Source organism: Streptomyces sp. NPDC093085 (genome assembly GCF_040683935.1).
Taxonomy (GTDB): domain Bacteria; phylum Actinomycetota; class Actinomycetes; order Streptomycetales; family Streptomycetaceae; genus Streptomyces.
Window position 1 is genome coordinate 180525 of sequence record NZ_JBFBFB010000013.1, and the last position, 17745, is coordinate 198269.

The 17745-nt window shown below is 72.4% G+C and carries 15 protein-coding genes; 10 read left to right on the forward strand and 5 right to left on the reverse strand.

All coding sequences use genetic code 11. The annotated features are described in order from the left end of the window. Nucleotides 1-159: 159 nt before the first annotated feature. The 5 genes from AB0O07_RS28940 to AB0O07_RS28960 all read right to left on the reverse strand — a co-directional run bounded on the left by AB0O07_RS28940 (nt 160) and on the right by AB0O07_RS28960 (nt 7375). The gene (locus AB0O07_RS28940; protein ID WP_365638744.1) at nt 160-1161 is read right to left on the reverse strand and encodes a 2-oxoacid:ferredoxin oxidoreductase subunit beta; all 1002 of its coding nucleotides are present in this window, start codon (nt 1159-1161) and stop codon (nt 160-162) included. Between the two features lie 112 nt (nt 1162-1273). Continuing rightward, complete coding sequence (locus tag AB0O07_RS28945) at nt 1274-3244, reverse strand: 2-oxoacid:acceptor oxidoreductase subunit alpha (RefSeq protein ID WP_365638632.1); 1971 nt, start codon at nt 3242-3244, stop codon at nt 1274-1276. 409 nt (nt 3245-3653) lie between these two features. Further along, the gene (locus AB0O07_RS28950) at nt 3654-4313 is read right to left on the reverse strand and encodes a response regulator transcription factor (RefSeq protein WP_365638746.1); all 660 of its coding nucleotides are present in this window, start codon (nt 4311-4313) and stop codon (nt 3654-3656) included. A 129-nt stretch (nt 4314-4442) separates the two neighbouring features. Next, nucleotides 4443-5804: a sensor domain-containing protein gene (locus AB0O07_RS28955; protein WP_365638635.1), complete on the reverse strand. Its 1362-nt coding sequence runs from the start codon at nt 5802-5804 to the stop codon at nt 4443-4445. 320 nt (nt 5805-6124) lie between these two features. Then, a complete protein-coding gene (locus AB0O07_RS28960; RefSeq protein WP_365638637.1) occupies nt 6125-7375 on the reverse strand; it encodes a sensor domain-containing protein in 1251 nt (416 codons plus the stop codon). A 289-nt stretch (nt 7376-7664) separates the two neighbouring features. On the opposite strand from AB0O07_RS28960, the gene AB0O07_RS28965 reads away from it, so the two are divergent. The 10 genes from AB0O07_RS28965 (at nt 7665) to AB0O07_RS29010 (ending at nt 17703) form a co-directional block, all read left to right on the forward strand. Next, a complete protein-coding gene (locus AB0O07_RS28965) occupies nt 7665-8078 on the forward strand; it encodes an NADH-quinone oxidoreductase subunit A (RefSeq protein ID WP_365638638.1) in 414 nt (137 codons plus the stop codon). Then, entirely contained in the window at nt 8069-8767 is a 699-nt protein-coding gene (locus AB0O07_RS28970; protein ID WP_365638641.1) for an NADH-quinone oxidoreductase subunit B family protein, read from the forward strand. Before AB0O07_RS28965 ends, AB0O07_RS28970 begins: the two co-directional genes overlap by 10 nt. A gap of 101 nt (nt 8768-8868) precedes the next feature. Continuing rightward, a complete protein-coding gene (locus tag AB0O07_RS28975) occupies nt 8869-9906 on the forward strand; it encodes an NADH-quinone oxidoreductase subunit C (RefSeq protein WP_365638749.1) in 1038 nt (345 codons plus the stop codon). Next, complete coding sequence (locus AB0O07_RS28980) at nt 9903-10877, forward strand: complex I subunit 1 family protein (protein WP_365638642.1); 975 nt, start codon at nt 9903-9905, stop codon at nt 10875-10877. The genes AB0O07_RS28975 and AB0O07_RS28980 overlap by 4 nt, the downstream gene beginning before the upstream one ends. A 2-nt stretch (nt 10878-10879) precedes the next feature. Beyond that, on the forward strand, nt 10880-11476 hold the full coding sequence (locus AB0O07_RS28985; protein ID WP_365638644.1) for an NADH-quinone oxidoreductase subunit I: 597 nt from the start codon (nt 10880-10882) through the stop codon (nt 11474-11476). Beyond that, nucleotides 11473-12018, forward strand: a complete 546-nt coding sequence (locus tag AB0O07_RS28990) for an NADH-quinone oxidoreductase subunit J (protein ID WP_365638646.1) — start codon at nt 11473-11475, stop codon at nt 12016-12018. Before AB0O07_RS28985 ends, AB0O07_RS28990 begins: the two co-directional genes overlap by 4 nt. Further along, entirely contained in the window at nt 12018-12410 is a 393-nt protein-coding gene (gene nuoK / locus AB0O07_RS28995; protein WP_365638648.1) for an NADH-quinone oxidoreductase subunit NuoK, read from the forward strand. The genes AB0O07_RS28990 and nuoK overlap by 1 nt, the downstream gene beginning before the upstream one ends. Continuing rightward, nucleotides 12407-14461 (forward strand): NADH-quinone oxidoreductase subunit L, encoded by a 2055-nt coding sequence (locus AB0O07_RS29000; RefSeq protein WP_365638650.1) that lies wholly within the window; start codon nt 12407-12409, stop codon nt 14459-14461. The genes nuoK and AB0O07_RS29000 overlap by 4 nt, the downstream gene beginning before the upstream one ends. Before the next feature lie 27 nt (nt 14462-14488). Beyond that, nucleotides 14489-16117: an NADH-quinone oxidoreductase subunit M gene (locus AB0O07_RS29005; protein ID WP_365638752.1), complete on the forward strand. Its 1629-nt coding sequence runs from the start codon at nt 14489-14491 to the stop codon at nt 16115-16117. Next, entirely contained in the window at nt 16117-17703 is a 1587-nt protein-coding gene (locus AB0O07_RS29010; RefSeq protein ID WP_365638652.1) for an NADH-quinone oxidoreductase subunit N, read from the forward strand. The genes AB0O07_RS29005 and AB0O07_RS29010 overlap by 1 nt, the downstream gene beginning before the upstream one ends. Nucleotides 17704-17745 lie beyond the last annotated feature (42 nt).

A 17745-nucleotide genomic window follows, 5' to 3' on the forward strand; every position in this document is an offset into this window, starting at 1 on the left:
GGCGGCAGCGGAACCCGCTCGGCGTACGACGAGGCCCGGACCCCCGGGGCGTACCAGGGGATCCGGGCCTCGTGACGACGCCTCGTCATACGCGATCCTGCGGCGGCCTCGTGACGACGCCTCGTCGTACGTGACCGCGCGGGCCGGGGACGAAGGGCCTCAGCCGACCACCGTCCAGGTGTCCCCGCCCGCCAGCATCTTCGTCAGGTCGCCCTTGCCGTGCTTCTCGACCGCCGCGTCGAGCTGGTCCGACATGAGCGTGTCGTACACCGGCCGCTGCACGCTCCGCAGCACCCCGATCGGCGTGTGGTGCAGCGTGTCCGCGTCCGCCAGCCGCGAGAGCGCGAACGCCGTCGTCGGGGAGGCCGCGTGCGCGTCGTGGACCAGGATCCGCGACTCGTTCTCAGGGGTGACCGCCACGACCTGGAGGTCGCCGGTGGCCGGGTCCCGTACGACGCCCTTCGCGCCCTCCGCGCCGAAGCGGATCGGCTGCCCGTGCTCCAGCCGGATCACCGCCTCCTCGGCCCGCTCCTTGTCCTTCAGGACCTCGAAGGCGCCGTCGTTGAAGATGTTGCAGTTCTGGTAGATCTCGACCAGCGCGGTGCCGGGGTGGTCCGCCGCCTGTCTCAGCACCTCCGTGAGGTGCTTGCGGTCCGAGTCGACCGTACGGGCCACGAACGACGCCTCCGCGCCGATCGCCAGCGACACCGGGTTGAAGGGCGCGTCCAGCGAGCCCATCGGCGTCGACTTGGTGATCTTCCCGACCTCGGAGGTGGGGGAGTACTGACCCTTGGTCAGTCCGTAGATCCGGTTGTTGAACAGAAGGATCTTCAGATTGACGTTCCGGCGCAGCGCGTGGATGAGGTGGTTGCCGCCGATGGAGAGCGCGTCGCCGTCCCCCGTGACCACCCACACCGACAGATCCCGGCGCGAGGTCGCGAGGCCGGTGGCGATGGCCGGGGCGCGGCCGTGGATGGAGTGCATCCCGTACGTGTTCATGTAGTACGGGAAGCGGGAGGAGCAGCCGATGCCGGAGACGAAGACGATGTTCTCCTTCGCCAGGCCCAACTGCGGCATGAAGCCCTGGACCGCGGCGAGCACCGCGTAGTCGCCGCAGCCGGGGCACCAGCGCACTTCCTGGTCCGACTTGAAGTCCTTCATGGCCTGCTTGCCGGTGGCCTTGGGGACCAGCGTCAGCAGTTCATTGGCGAGGGACGGGGTGCCCAGGGCCGGGGACGCGGCTCCCCGGGAGGTGGTCCCGGACATCGTCGTGTCAGACATCGATGGCCTCCTTCAGCGCCGTGGCGAGCTGCTCCGCCTTGAACGGCATGCCGTTGACCTGGTTGTACGAGTGGGCGTCGACCAGGTACTTCGCCCTCAGCAGCGTCGCGAGCTGACCGAGGTTCATCTCCGGGACCACGACCTTGTCGTACCGCGCGAGGACCTCGCCCAGGTTCCGGGGGAACGGGTTGAGGTGGCGCAGATGCGCCTGTGCGATCGGGTCGCCCGCCTTGCGCAGCCGCCGTACGGCCGCCGTGATCGGACCGTATGTGGAGCCCCACCCGAGGACCAGCGTGCGCGCCCCGTCCGGGTCGTCGACCTCGATGTCCGGCACCGCGATGCCGTCCACCTTGGCCTGCCGGGTGCGGACCATGAAGTCGTGGTTGGCCGGGTCGTACGAGATGTTCCCCGTGCCGTCCTGCTTCTCGATGCCGCCGATCCGGTGTTCGAGCCCCGGGGTGCCGGGCACCGCCCACGGGCGGGCCAGGGTCTCCGGGTCGCGCTTGTACGGCCAGAAGACCTCCGTACCGTCCGCCAGCTCGTGGTTGGGTCCGGTCGCGAACGCCACCCGCAGGTCGGGGAGTTCGTCCGGCTCCGGGATCCGCCAGGGCTCCGAGCCGTTGGCCAGGTAGCCGTCGGAGAGAAGGAAGACGGGCGTCCGGTAGACCAGCGCGATCCGGGCCGCCTCCAGCGCCGCGTCGAAGCAGTCCGCCGGGGTGCGGGGCGCCACCACCGGCACCGGGGCCTCGCCGTTCCGCCCGTACATCGCCTGGAGGAGGTCGGCCTGCTCGGTCTTGGTGGGCAGCCCGGTGGAGGGGCCGCCGCGCTGGATCCCGACCACCAGCAGCGGCAGCTCCAGCGAGACCGCCAGCCCGATGGTCTCCGACTTGAGCGCCACGCCGGGGCCCGAGGTGGTGGTCACGGCGAGCGAGCCGCCGAAGGCCGCGCCGAGCGCCGCGCCGATGGCCGCGATCTCGTCCTCGGCCTGGAAGGTCCGGACGCCGAAGTTCTTGTGCTTGGAGAGCTCGTGGAGGATGTCCGAGGCCGGGGTGATCGGGTACGAGCCGAGGTAGAGCGGCAGCTCCGCCTGGTGGCCGGCGGCGACCAGACCGTACGAGAGCGCCAGGTTCCCCGAGATGTTGCGGTACGTGCCGGCCGGGAACGCGGCGTCCGCCGGGGCCACCTCGTAACTGACCCCGAAGTCCTCGGTCGTCTCGCCGAAGTTCCAGCCGGCCCGGAAGGCCGCCACGTTCGCCTCGGCGATCTGGGGCTTCTTCGCGAACTTGGCGCGAAGGAAGCGCTCCGTACCCTCGGTCGGCCGGTGGTACATCCAGGAGAGCAGACCGAGCGCGAACATGTTCTTCGAGCGCTCCGCCTCCTTGCGGGAGAGCCCGAACTCCTTCAGCGCCTCGATCGTGAGGGTCGTCAGCGGCACCGGGTGGACCTGGTACGCGTCGAGCGAGCCGTCTTCGAGCGGCGAGACCGCGTAGCCGACCTTGGCCATGGGGCGCTTGGTGAACTCGTCCGTGTTGACGATGATGTCCGCGCCGCGCGGCACGTCCCCGATGTTCGCCTTCAGCGCCGCCGGGTTCATCGCGACCAGCACGTTGGGCGCGTCGCCCGGGGTGAGGATGTCGTGGTCGGCGAAGTGGAGCTGGAAGGAGGAGACGCCGGGGAGGGTGCCCGCGGGGGCCCGGATCTCGGCGGGGAAGTTCGGCAGGGTGGACAGGTCGTTGCCGAAGGAAGCGGTCTCGGAGGTGAAGCGGTCGCCGGTGAGCTGCATGCCGTCACCGGAGTCCCCCGCGAAACGGATGATGACCCGTTCCAGTCGGCGGACCTCCTTCGCGCCGGGCGCGGCGCTCTCCGCGCGCACGCCGTCGGACGTGTTCTCCGAATCGCCGGGATCGCTCGCGTCGTTGGCCTCATCGGCCTGTTCGGCTGGGCTACTGACCTGGCTGGTCACGGAACTGGACCTCCCTACAGGCGGCGGCTCGGGACCGGCCGGACACCCGGCGGTCCCGAGATACCACCCTACGTCGGTAAGGGTCGCCTTCCTCGGGAAGGCCATATGGTGGACGCACTTTTGAGACGTCAGGATGTATGAATTTGTCCCGGTTTGGATGGGCCGGAATCCGGCCGTCGAGGCCGACGGCGCTCGTTCTTTGGGCGTAGGGCCCGAGACCTAAGACGCCATCAGGGCCGGTCGTTTTCGGTCAGTCACGGGAACGGCTCCCGGGAGCCGTTCCCGCGAGCCGTTCCCGGGAGCTGTTCCCGAGGCGGCCAGCAGACCGGATCCCGGGGCCGGCCGGATCCCGGGGCCGGCCGGTGTCCGAGGCCGGTCGGCCCCGGGATCCGGCCGGTGTCCGATGCCATCAGTTCCTGAGGTACGTCAGGACGGCGAGCACCCGGCGGTGATCCCCCTCACTCGGCGAGAGCCCGAGCTTCAGGAAGATGTTGCTCACATGCTTCTCCACCGCCCCGTCGCTCACCACGAGCTGCTTCGCGACGGCCGAATTCGTGCGCCCCTCGGCCATCAGCCCCAGCACCTCGCGCTCCCTCGGGGTCAGCCCGGCCAGCACGTCCTGCTTCCGGCTCCGCCCCAGGAGCTGTGCCACCACCTCGGGGTCGAGCGCGGTCCCGCCCCTGGCCACCCGTACGACGGCGTCCACGAACTCCCGTACCTCGGCCACCCGGTCCTTGAGCAGATAGCCCACGCCCTGGCTGCTGCCGGCCAGCAGCTCGGTCGCGTACTGCTCCTCGACGTACTGCGACAGCACCAGCACGCCGATCTCCGGGTGGTCCCTGCGCAGCCGTACGGCCGCCCGTACCCCCTCGTCGGTGTGGGTCGGCGGCATCCGTACGTCCGCCACCACCACGTCCGGCGGGCTGCCCTCGGCCACCAGTCCGTCCACGGTGCCGAGCAGCGCCTCCGCGTCGCCGACCCCCGCGACGACCTCGTGCCCCCGGTCGGTCAGCAGCCGGGTCAGGCCCTCCCTGAGCAGCACCGAGTCCTCGGCGATGACCACGCGCACTCTGTCTCCCACGCCGTTCGGCAACCTTCCGCCCCCATGTCGATACAGCCCGCTCCGGGATCCCGGCCTTCCGTGGCCGGGATCTCAGTATGCGGAAGACACGGCGGACCTGACGACCTCGCCCAGGGATCAGAGCCGATCCCCCAGGGGATCCCCCAGGGGCCGGTCGCGCCAGGGCAGCTCCGCCGTGATCGCGGTCGGGCCGCTGGCCGGGGAGTCGATCGCCAGCAGGCCGTCCACCGCCGCCAGCCGCCCGGTCAGCCCGGCGAGTCCGCCGGAGCCGCCGGCGTGCGCGCCGCCCACGCCGTCGTCGGCGACATGGAGCAGCAGCCGGTCCTCCGAACGCCAGACGTCCACCGAGGCGCGCCGGGCCCCGGAGTGCTCGCTGACGTTACGGAGCAGCTCGGAGACGGTGGCGTACGCGATGCCCTCGATCGCGGCGGCGGGCCTGGCCGGCAGATGGACCTCCACGGTGACCGGGACGGCGCAGCGGGAGGCGACGGAGGAGAGCGCGGCGTCCAGGCCCCGGTCGGTGAGGACGGCCGGGTGGATGTCGCGGGCCAGGTTCCGCAGCTCCTGGAGGGCCGTCTTCACCTCGCCGTGGGCCTCGTCGACCAGGGCCGCGGCGGCCACCGGGTCCTTGGCCAGCGTCTCCTTCGCCGTGCCCAGGTCCATGGCGAGGGCGACCAGGCGGGCCTGGGCGCCGTCGTGGAGCTCGCGTTCGATACGGCGCAGATCGGCGGCGGCGGTGTCCACGACAGCGCCCCGGTCCGACTCCAGCTCGTCCACCCGGGTGGCCAGCCGCGACGGGCCGAGCAGCCCGCGGACGAGCAGCCGGTCCATGGTGGTCAGGGCGCGGATCAGCCACGGCGAGACCAGCACCAGCAGGAGGCCGACCGCGCAGGTGACGGCCGTCTCGAACGGCGTGTCCAGATAGAAGGCGCCGCCCCGGCTGTCGCTGTAGACGGAGATGCCGCGCGGGTCCCCCGAGATCTCGACGAACACCCACCGCCAGAGCGGATAGAGGAAGAACGACCAGCTCACACACCAGAACGTGACCGAGGTCACGAACGCGAACACCGCCCACGGGAAATGCAGCAGCGCGTAGAGCAGATGGCGCCAGGACACCCCGCTCTTCAGGACCGCGCCCATCCAGGAGAACACCCCGGGCTTCGCCCCCCTGGCCGGCGCGGGCTCCGCCACGTCGAGCCCGAGCAGGGCCCGAGCGCGGTGCCGCTCCAGGATCCCGAAGCCCCGGCAGCCGGCCAGCGCGGCGGCGAGCACGGGGACACCGAGGAAGGTGACGAGCAGCCCGGCCCCGGCGGCGGTCATGGCCACCGCGTAACCGAAGAGCAGCACACTGATCGGCAGACTCAGCACCAGATAGGCGAACTCGCGCCACATCCGGGGCGCGACGGGGGCACGCAGGGGCTCGGGGACGAGAAAGGGGCGCGAGCCGGGGCGCGGCTCGTGGGCATGGGCGGTGGCCATGGGCGTGATCCGTCCTGGGAGTCGGAGGGCAGGGTCGGCTGAGGGCAGGGGCGTTCGAGGGCCCGGGTGTGGGGAGGCGGCGGTGTGTGAAGGCAGTGGGGTCTGAGGACAGCGGGGTCTGAGGGCAGCGGGGTCTGAGGGCAGGGTCGGCCGAGGGCCGGCAGGACCGGGGTGTCGTACGGCGGGGGAGTGCGCCAGGAGAGGCGCGAGGGCCAGGAGAGGCGCGAGGGCCGGTGGTCAGGAAGGGCCAGGGGTCAGGAAGGGCCGGTGGCCAGGAAGGGCCAGGGGGCAGAAAGCACCGGCGGTCGGGAAGGCCGGGGCTACGAAGGCGCGCGCTTGCGCCACGGCAGCTCCGCTGTGACGACCGTGGGCCCGCCCACCGGCGAGTCGAGGACGAAGAGCCCGTCGACCGCGCCGAGCCGCTCCGCCAGCCCCGCCATCCCCGTACCGCCGTCCAGCCGGGCGCCGCCCCGCCCGTCGTCCGTGACCTGGAGCAGCAGCCGGTCCTCCGTACGCCAGACGTCGACGGCGGCCGAGCGCGCCCCGCTGTGCTTGCTGACGTTCTGGAGCAGCTCGGAGACGGTGAAGTAGGTGATCCCCTCGATGGCCTCGGCCGGACGCTCGCCCAGCTCGACGGTGACCGTGACCGGGACGGTGCAGCGGGAGGCGACGGAGGAGAGCGCGGCGTCGAGCCCCCGGTCGGTGAGGACGGCCGGATGGATCCCGCGCGCCAGGTCCCGCAGCTCCTGGAGCGCGAGCTTCACCTCTCCGTGCGCCTCGTCCACCATGGCGGCCGCCGCCTCCGGGTCCTCCAGCAGCTTCTCCTTGGCGAGCCCGAGCCCCATCGCGAGCGCGACGAGCCGGGCCTGGGCGCCGTCGTGCAGGTCGCGTTCGATACGGCGCAGATCGGCGGCGGCCGTGTCCACGACCACCCCCCGGTCCGACTCCAGCTCCGCGATCCGGCGCTCCAGCTCGTCGGAAGGGGCGAGCAGCGAGCGCACCATGGCCCGGTCGGCGTTGGCCATCCCGCGCGCCAGATACGGCAGGACGGGCCAGAGCACGACGCACCCGACCAGCGTGATGCCGAACGTCAGCGCGCCCCAGGGCAGCCGGAGGAACGAGTACAGCACCGTCCGCCAGGCCACCGGGTCGCGCAGCCCGGTCAGCACCCGCCCGAAGTACCCCTCGGAGCCCGCCCCGCCCCGGCCCCCCTGGCTCCTCCGGCGCTCCTGGCGCTCCTGGAAGGCCCGGCGCCCGAGGGAGCCGTACAGCGGGCTCGGCTCGTCGATCCGCACCCCCAGCAGCCGGCGCGCCCGCGCCCGTTCGAGACGGCCGATGCCGCGCGCCCCGGCCAACCCGGTGACCAGCCACGGAAGCCCGATGACGGTCACCGAGAGCCCCACACCGGTGAGAATCATGAACGCTGTGTAAACAAATCCGAAGATCGTCATCGGCAGGTTGCCGAGGAGGTGGGCGATCTCCTTCCAGGTGTGCCGGTCGTACGCCAGGCGCACCGGGGGCAGCCGGTCGTCGTCCGGGAGACCGCGGTAGGCGGTCGGGCTCGCGCTCATGGGAACCAAGGGTGCCCGGGGCGCGCGCCGGACGCCATGGGGTGGCTGGGGGAGTCGACGCGGGGGATAACCCCACCATTGCGACGGGCGGACCGGCGGCGAGGAATGCGGCGCCCCTCGCGTACGGGTATCGCGAGGGGCATCGGGGCGCTTGTCCGGACGCATATCCGGACGCGTATCGAGACGCGCCTCTTACCGTTCCTTTAACAGGGCCTAGACTCCCGTGCGTACAGACACCCAGACAGATCGTGCACGCGGACGGAGCGTGTGCGTCGTCGCGGACGAGGCCATGAGGGAGCGAGGGACGGACGTGTCGCAACCGACCGTTCTCGCGTCGGCGTACTTCCAGAGCTATGCGGTCGTCGGGCTGCTCGCGGTGGTGGGCGTGGTGTTCGTCGCCGTCGCCTTCGCCGCCGGACGACTGCTGCGCCCTGTGGTGCCGACGCCGGAGAAACTGCTCACGTACGAATGCGGAGTGGACCCGGTGGGCGAGGGGTGGGCGCACACCCAGGTCCGCTACTACGTCTACGCGTTCCTCTACGTGATCTTCGCGGTCGACTCGATCTTCCTCTTCCCGTGGGCGACCGTGTTCGCCGCGCCCGGGTACGGCGCCACGACGCTGGTCGAGATGTTCGTGTTCCTCGGTTTCCTGGCCGTGGGACTGCTCTACGCATGGAAGAAGGGCGTCCTGGAATGGACGTGACCCCCGCCGCCCCCGGCGCCACCGCCCCCGGTGAGGCCGCCCCCGGCACCGCGCCGGCCCCCGGCGCCACCGCCGTACCGCTGCCGGAGCCGAAGCGCCTCGGGGTGCTCTCCCGGCTGGCGCCCGAGCCGATGAAGGTCGTCCTCAACTGGGGGCGCCGCTACAGCCTCTGGGTCTTCAACTTCGGGCTCGCCTGCTGCGCCATCGAGTTCATCGCCGCTTCCATGTCCCGGCACGACTTCATCCGGCTCGGCGTGATCCCGTTCGCGCCGGGGCCGCGCCAGGCCGACCTGATGGTGGTCTCCGGCACCGTCACGGACAAGATGGCGCCCGCCGTCAAGCGGCTGTACGAGCAGATGCCCGAGCCCAAGTACGTGATCTCCTTCGGCGCCTGCTCCAACTGCGGCGGCCCGTACTGGGACTCGTACTCGGTGACGAAGGGCGTCGACCAGATCATCCCGGTCGACGTCTATGTGCCGGGGTGCCCGCCGCGCCCCGAGGCGCTGCTCCAGGGCATCCTGAAGCTCCAGGAGAAGATCGCCCGCGAATCGCTCAAGGAGCGGTACGCGACCGGAGGCCGCCCGTCCGCCGCCGCCCTCACCAGCGGCCTGGTCCCGGCCCGCCCGGCCCCGGGCACGCCGGGTACGGACGCTTCCGGCGCCGGTACGCAGGGGGAGTCCGCCTCGTGACCACCCCCGACCAGGACCCGGCCACCCCCGGGACGCCCGCCTCCGGGAACTCCGCCCCGGACACCTCCGCCCCGGACACCCCGGCCCCGGAGTCCGCCGCCGTGTACGGCCGGCTGCCCGAGGCCGCCGCCGAACTCTTCGGCGAGGGCGCCACCGCCGAGGCCGCGTACGACCTCCTCACCGTCGACGTCCCCGCCGCCTCCTGGCTCACCGCCCTGGAGACCGCCAGGACCACGCTGGGCTGCGACTACTTCGACTGGCTGAGCGCCGTCGACGAACCGGGCACCGGCTTCCGGGTCTGCGCCCATGTCGCCGCCCTCGTCCCGGGCGCGGTCCGGCGCCTCCTCGTCCGTACGACAGTCCCGCACGACGCCCCCGCCCTGCCCACCGCCGTCGGGATCTACGCGGGCGCGGGGTGGCACGAGCGCGAGACGTACGAGATGTTCGGTGTCGCCTTCACCGGCCACCCGAACCTCGTCCCGCTGCTCCTCCCCGAGGAGTTCGAGGGGCACCCGCTGCGCAAGGACTTCGTCCTCGCCGCCCGGGTCGCCAAGGCGTGGCCGGGGGCGAAGGAGCCGGGCGAGCCGGAGCACGGCGGCCCCAAGCGCCGCCAGATGCTCCCGCCGGGCGTCCCCGACCCGAACGAGTGGGGCCCCCTCAAGGGCCAGCTCCCGCCCGCCCCGGCCCGCCCCGCACGCGGCGCCCGGGCCGGGGCCGCCGCCGACCGTCCGGCCCGCCGCCCCCGCCCCGGCGCGGCAGCCGAATCCGCCGGTACGGGCAGTGGTACGGGACCTGGCGCCGGTACGGGCACGGGCGGAGCCGGTACGGGCACGGAGGGCACCCCGGGCGCCGCCCCGGCCCGCCCCCGCAGATCCCGCTCCGTATCCGAGGGCTCCGCCTCCCAGCACCGCCCCGAGCGCCCGGAACAGCCGGAACGGCCCGAGCGCCCGGCGCGCCCCGCCACCCCGGACGCCCCCTGGCACCAGCCCGCCCCGAGCCCGGAAGCCAAACCCGAGCCGGCCCCCGAGCCGAAACCCGCCCCGGAACCCGAGGCGCCCGAAGCGCCGGCGGCACCCCGGAAACCCCAAGAGCCCCAAGAGCCCCAGGGACGCCCCGACCCCACGGAAGGAGACGCATGAACGACGTGGACGTACTCGGCATCGCCCTCCGGCTGGCCATCGTCTTCGCCGTGTTCATGGTCGTCCCCCTCGTGGTCGGCCAGGCCGAGCACAAGGTCATGGCCCATATGCAGGGCCGCCTCGGCCCCATGCACGCGGGCGGCTTCCACGGCTGGGCGCAACTCGTCGCGGACGGGGTGAAGTTCGTCCAGAAGGAGGACGTCGTCCCGGCCGGGGCCGACCGCAAGATCTTCCAGCTCGCCCCCGCCGTCTCGCTCCTCCCGTACCTCCTCGTCGTGCTGGCCATCCCGGTCGGGCCCGGCGAGGGCGCCGTCGGGCAGGCGATCGACGCGGGCATCTTCTTCGTGCTCGCCGTCATGGGCGTCGGTGTGCTCGGCTCGCTGATGGCGGGGTGGGCCTCGGCCAACAAGTTCTCCCTCCTCGGCGGTCTGCGCACCGCCGCCCAGCTCCTCGCCTACGAACTGCCGATGCTGCTCGCCGCCGCCTCCGTCGCGATGGCCGCCGGCACCGTCTCGCTCACCGGGATCCTCGACTCCTTCCAGTGGTGGTGGCTGCCCTGGCAGATCGTGGGCGCCCTGGTCTTCTTCGTCGCCGGGCTCGCGGAACTCCAGCGCCCGCCGTTCGACATGCCGGTCGCCGACTCCGAGATCATCTTCGGCGCGTACACCGAGTACACCGGTCTCCGCTTCGCCCTCTTCCTCCTCGCCGAGTACGCGGGCATCGTCGTCCTCTGCGGGCTGACCACCGTTCTCTTCCTCGGCGGCTGGCACGGCCCGCTCGGCGACGACGGACTCGGCTGGGTCTGGACCCTCCTCAAGACGGCCGTCCTCGCCTTCGTCGTGATCTGGCTCCGCGTCAGCTACCCGCGGCTCCGCGAGGACCAGCTCCAGAAACTCGCCTGGACCGTCCTCATCCCCCTCGCTCTCGCGCAGATCGCGCTCACCGGCATCGTGAAGGTGGCGATCAGCTAACCATGTCCCCGATCCCCGGATCCGGCCTGGCCAAGGGCCTCGCCGTCACCCTGCGGACGATGACGAAGAAGACCGTCACCGCGCAGTACCCCGAGACCCAGCCCGAACTGCCGCCCCGCTCCCGGGGCGTGATCGGCCTCTTCGAGGAGAACTGCACGGTCTGCATGCTCTGCGCCCGTGAGTGCCCCGACTGGTGCATCTACATCGACTCCCACAAGGAGACCGTCCCGGCGGCCGCCCCCGGTGGCCGGGAGCGCAGCCGTAACGTCCTCGACCGGTTCGCCATCGACTTCTCGCTCTGCATGTACTGCGGTATCTGTATCGAGGTCTGTCCTTTCGACGCGCTCTTCTGGTCACCCGAGTTCGAGTACGCGGAGACCGACATCCGCGAACTCACCCACGAGCGGGACAAACTCCGCGAGTGGATGTGGACGGTCCCGGCACCGCCCGCCCTCGACCCCGCCGCCGAGGAGCCGAAGGAAGTCGGCGCCGCCCGCAAGACCGCCGAGAAACTCGCCGCCGCCGCCCAGCAGGAACAGCAGGAACAGCAGAACCAGCGGGAACAGCGCGACCAGCAGGGGCCGGAGGCGGGCGCATGACCTCCTCCCTCTCCGCCGCCGGACACGCCTTCCTCTCCCCGTCCGGCGTCGAGATCGCCTTCGTCCTCGTCGGCCTGGTCACCCTGGGCGCCGCCCTGATCACCGTCACCACCCGGCAGCTGGTGCACGCCGCCCTCTGGCTGGTCGTCGCGCTCGGCGGCCTCGCCGTCGAGTACCTGCTGCTCACGGCGGAGTTCATCGCCTGGGTGCAGGTCCTGATCTACCTCGGTTCCGTCGTGGTCCTCCTCCTCTTCGGTCTGATGCTCACCAAGGCGCCCATCGGCCGCTCCCCGGACGCCGATTCGGGCAACCGCCCGGTCGCCATCGGCGTGGCCGCCGTCGCCGCCGTCTGCCTGGTCTGGGTCGTCGTCGACGCGTTCCGTACGACCTGGATCGACCTGCGGGGCGCGGCCCAGGGCTCCACCGAGGCCACCGGCGCCTTCCTCTTCCGGAACTGGGTGCTCCCCTTCGAGGCGCTCTCCGTCCTCCTGCTGGCCGCCCTGGTCGGCGCGATCGTCCTCTCCCGCAAGGAGCGGCGCTGATGCATCTCGCCTACCCCGCCGTACTCGCGGCCCTCCTCTTCTCCGTCGGCCTGTACGGCGTCCTCGCCCGCCGCAACGCGATCCTCGTCCTGATGTCCGTCGAGCTGATGCTCAACGCCGTCAACCTCAACCTGGTCGCCTTCGACGTCTGGCTCCGCGACACCCTCCACGCCGGCCAGTCGCTCACCCTCTTCGTCATCGCCATCGCCGCCGCCGAGATCGGTATCGGGCTCGCCATCGTGCTGATGGTCTACCGGAACCGGGGCTCCTCGGACATCGACCGGCTCCGCGACACCGCCGAGCACCCCGACGGCGAAGGACCCGGCACACCCGACGGCGCGACCGACCCGGCCGACCAGGCTCCGACGCAGAAGGCCGAGGCCACCGCGTGACCACCACGACCCTCGCGGTCCTCGTCCCCCTCCTGCCGTTCCTGGGCGCCGTCGCCGGACTGCTGCTCGGCCGGACCGCCCCCGGCTTCGTCCGCCCCCTGGCCGTCCTGCCGACCCTGGCCGCCGCCGCGCTCGCGGTGACCGTGGCCGTACGCCAGGGCGGCGGCGCGGGCGCGGGCAAGGCCCCGCTGGACGCCGCCACCCAGCTCACCCCCACCGGCTCGGTCCCCATCGACCTCGCCCTGCACATCGACGGCTTCGCCGCCCTGGTCGCCGTCCTCGTCGGCGTCGTCGCCTCGTGCGTGCAGATCTACTCCACGGGGTACCTGCGCGGGGACGCCCGCTACCCCTCCTACGCCGCCCTGGTCTCGCTCTTCACCTCCGCGATGCTGCTCGTCGTCTACTCCGGCGACCTGATGGTGCTGCTGGTCGGCTGGGAGATCATGGGCATCTGCTCGTACTTCCTCGTCGGCCACTACTGGGAGACGCCCGAGGCGCGCGCCGCCTCCCTCAAGGCGTTCCTGGTCACCAAACTCGGCGATGTCCCCTTCCTGATCGGCCTCTTCGCCCTCGCCGCCGACGCCGGTACGTTCCGGATCACCGGCATCCTGCGGACCGTCGCCGACGGCGGCCTGAGCCACCCCACCCTCGTCGCGCTGCTGCTGCTCGCCGGAGTGGCCGGCAAGTCCGCCCAGTTCCCGCTCCACACCTGGCTGCCCGACGCGATGGCGGGCCCCACACCCGTCTCCGCGCTGATCCACGCCGCCACCATGGTCGCGGCCGGCATCTACTTCATCGCCCGGCTCCTTCCGGTCTTCGCCGCCTCGGAGGCGGCCCTGATCGTGCTCGCCGTGATGGCCGCCGTCACGATGGTCGGCTCGGCGCTCGCCGCCCTCGCCCAGGACGACATCAAACGCGTCCTCGCCTACTCGACCATCGGCCAGCTCGGCTACATGTCGGGCGCCCTGGCCGTGGGCGACCGGAGCGCCGCCGTCTTCCACCTCGTCTCGCACGGCGCCTTCAAGGCCCTCCTCTTCCTCGGCGCCGGTGTCGTCATCCACGCCGCCGGCACCAACTCGCTCGCCACCATGTCCCGGATGCGCGGCCTGCCCGCCCGCATCCCCGACGCCTACTGGACGATGACCGTCGGTCTGCTCGCCCTCGCCGCCATCCCCCCCTTCGCCGGGTTCTTCTCCAAGGAGTCCGTCCTGGTCGCCGCCGAGCACGCGGCCCTCGACGACTCCGCGGCCCCCGGCGCAGCGGGCTGGACCGTGCTGGCGGCCGGACTCCTCACCGCCCTCCTCACCGCCGCGTACGCCACCCGCCTCTGGCTCCTCGCCTTCCGCGGCCAGGGTGCCCGCCCGTCACCCGACCACCGCCCCTCAACGAGCAGCTTCGCGGCGCCCCTTCCGACTGCCCCCGACGGCAAGGAGCCCGTGGCCATGACCGCCGTCCTCTGGGTGCTCGCCGTCCCCTCCCTCGCACTCGGCCTGGGCGTCGGCTACTTCGCCCAGTGGTTCGACGGCCACAGCCTCGCCCCGAACCTCACCACCTCCGTCCTGGGCACCGGCGCCGGACTCGTCGGCGGACTGGTCACCTACGGCTGCTGGCGCCACACCAGGCCGCTTGCCGCCCGTACGCCGATCGGCGCCGTCACCGCCCATCCGCACACCGAGCCCGCGCTCACCGAGGCCGAGGCCATCGAGACCCACACCGCCACCTACGGCTCGATCTCCGCCGCCGACGACCCGGCCGACCCCGGGCGGCTCCTGCTGGGTCCGCTCCACCGCCACGCGGCCTCGGGCTTCCACCTCGACGCCGTCTACCACCGCCTCTTCGTCCGCCCGGCCCTCGCCGCCGCCGAACTGGTCCGCTTCCTGGACCGGGCGGTGATCGACACCTATGTACGCGGCGCGGCCACCGGCACCCGCTGGCTGGGCACCGCCGTACGCCGGGCGCAGACCGGCAATGTGCAGACCTACGTCAGCGCCCTGCTGGCCGGCTCCGTCGTCCTGGCGATCGCCGCCGTCCTCGTCGCCGCCGGAGCGTGAGCCGTGATCGATATCAGTGAGTCCGTGATGCAGTTCCTTCTCGCGTTGATCATCCTCGGCCCGCTCGCCGGCGCCGTCGCGGCCCTGCTCCCCGCCCCGCCCGGGCTCCGGGGAAGCAGTCCCGACCAGGCCGTCCTGCGCCACGGCGTGACCGTGACCGGCGCCGTCCTCATCGCCGCGATCGTCCTCGCGCTCGGCTTCGACCACGCCCACGCGTCGAGGATGCAGGCGACCACGGACATCAGCTGGATCGCGGCACTGGACGTCCGCATCCACCTCGGTGTCGACGGCATTTCCCTCCCCCTCCTGGTCCTGACCGCGCTGCTGACCTTCCTCTGCGCGCTCTACAGCTACTTCAAGATGCCCCAGGGCCCCTCGCCCAAGGCCTTCGTCGCCCTCCTGCTCGTCCTCGAATCGGGCACGCTGGCGACCTTCGCCGTGCTCGACCTCATCCTGTTCTTCCTGGCCTTCGAGATGGTCCTCATCCCGATGTACTTCCTCATCGCCCGCTGGGGCGGTTCGGAAGGCGTCACCGGCGGCCGGGAGGCCGCCGCCCTCAAATTCATCCTCTACACCCTGCTCGGGTCCGTGCTCATGCTGCTCGGCCTGCTCCTGATCGGGGCCAAGGCCGGCACCTTCGACATGATGGCACTCGCCACTGACAACGGGTCAGGTCTCAGCAGGTTCGTGCAGGTCACCGCCGTTCTGGCGATCGGCGTCGGGCTCGCGGTGAAGACCCCGATGTGGCCGCTGCACAGCTGGCTGCCCGACGCCCACACCGCCGCCCCGACCGTCGGCTCCGTCCTCCTGGCCGGCGTCCTCCTCAAGATGGGTACGTACGGGTTCGTCCGTATCGTCCTGCCCATCGCCCCCGACGGAATGCGGGTCTTCGCCCCGTACCTCGCCGCGTTCGCCGTCGCCGGGATCATCTACGGCTCCCTCGCCTGCCTCGCCCTCGCCCGGCGGGGCGCCGGCGGCGACCTCAAGCGCCTGATCGCCTACTCCTCCGTCGGCCACATGGGCTTCGTGCTCCTCGGCATTGCCACGATGACCCCCACCGGCGTGAACGGCGCCCTCTTCGCCAACATCGCCCACGGCCTCATCACCGGCCTCCTCTTCTTCCTGGTCGGAGCCCTCAAGGACCGGTACGGCACCGCCGACCTCGACACCCTCGCCGGGGCCACCGGCGCCGCCCTCTACGGCCGCGCCCCCCGCCTCGGCGGACTGCTCGCCTTCGCCGCCGTCGCCTCCCTCGGCCTCCCCGGGCTCGCCGGGTTCTGGGGCGAGATGCTCGCCCTGTTCGGCGCGTTCGACCCGGCCGAGGGGCTGAGCCGCCCCGCCTTCCTCACCTTCATGGCCGTCGCCGCCTTCGGCACCCTGCTCACCGCCGCGTACCTCCTCCTCGTCGTACGCCGCGTCTGCATGGGCGTCCCCCCGCACCCCCCGGGAACCACCCCGGAACCCGGCACCCCCGGAGCGCCGGGCGCCGGACCGGAGAGCGCGCTCCCGGCGCGCGTCCCCGACGTACAGACCTACGAGTTCGCCGCCTGGACCCCGCTCGTCGCCCTGACCGTCCTCGCCGGTCTCTGGCCCGCGGTCCTCCTCGGCCTCACCGACCCCGCCGTGCAGAAGCTCCTCGCAGGAGGCAAGTCGTGATGACCGTGGCCGCCGAGAGCGCCGGAGCCGCCACCGGCCTCGTCCAGTCCGTCGACTGGCTCGCCATCGCGCCGCCCACCCTCGCGGCCGCGCTCGCCCTGATCATCCTGGTCGCCGACCTCTTCGTCCCCGACCACCGCAAACACCTCTTCGGCGGGGTCGCGGTCGCCGGACTCCTCGCCGCGCTCGGCACGCTCCTGCCGCTGCGCCACGGCGACCGGGCCACCTTCTGCCTCACCACCGAGCCCGGCGTATGCAGCTACACCGCCGATCACTTCGCCCTCGTCATCCAGCTCCTGGTGCTCGGCGGGGCGCTGCTCACCGCGCTGCTCTCGCTCCACGACACCCGTGGCACACGCACCGGCCCGGCCCCCCTCCCGGCCGGCGAGTTCTGGTTCCTGCTGCTCGCCTCGGCGGCCGGCGCCGCCCTGCTGCCCGCGGCCCGTGACCTGGCCACCCTCGTCGTCGCCCTCGAAGTGGCCTCCCTGCCCGCCTTCGCCCTGGTCGGGCTCCGGCGCGGCGACCGGCTCTCCTCCGAGGCCGCGCTCAAGTTCTTCCTCTCCTCCGTCACCGCGACCGCCGTGATGCTCCTCGGCGTCAGCTTCGTGTACGCGGCCACCGGCACCCTGCACCTCACCGAGATCGCCGGCGCCCTGGACAACGTCCCCGGGCAGCTCGCCACCCTCGCCAAGGCGGGCGTCGCCCTCACCCTCGTCGGCTTCGCCTTCAAGACGGCCGCCGCGCCCTTCCACTTCTGGGTGCCCGACACCTATGTGGGCGCCCCGCTGCCCATCGCCGCCTACCTCTCCGTGGTCGGCAAGGCCGTCGGCTTCTCGGGCCTCATCCTGGTGACCGTGGTCGCGTTCCCCTCGTACCACGCCGTATGGGGGCCGGCCCTGGCCGTCCTCGCCGCGTTGACGATGACACTCGGCAATGTGGCCGCCCTGCGTCAGTCCGCGACCCGTCCATGGAGCGCCGTACGGCTGCTGGCCTGGTCGTCCGTGGCCCAGGCCGGCTACCTCCTGGTGCCGATCGCCGCCGCCGGGTACGGCGGGGGCACGGAGCGCGTCGGCTCCACCATCGCGTACGCCCTGATGTACGCCGTCGTCAACCTCGGCGCGTTCGGTGTCGTCGCCCTGGTGGCCCGTACGGAGCCGCTGAACCGCATCGCCGACCACCAGGGACTCTCGGCCCGCCGCCCGCTCGCCGCGCTCGCCCTCGCCTTCTTCCTGCTCTGCCTGGCCGGGCTGCCGCCGGGCATCATCGGCCTCTTCGCCAAGGTCACCGTCTTCTCGGCGGCGGTCGACGCGGGGCTCGGCTGGCTGGCGGTCGTCATGGCCCTCAACGTCGTCGTGGCGCTCTACTACTACCTCCGGTGGACGGCCGTGCTCTTCCGCTCCCCGAAGGGGAGCACCGAGCAGGCGAGCCCCGAAACCGCCCCCGCCCCCGCCCCCGCCGTACCCGCCCCGGCCCTCGCGCCCGCCCCCGCGCTCACGGTGGCCGTCGCGCTCGCCGCCGTCGCGGGCCTCGCCCTCTCCGGCGCCCCGCAACTGGTCCTGCGCTTCGCCGGCGTCAACCTCTTCTGACGTTCACGGCCACCCGGACGGCGCACGCCCCCGTCCGGGCGC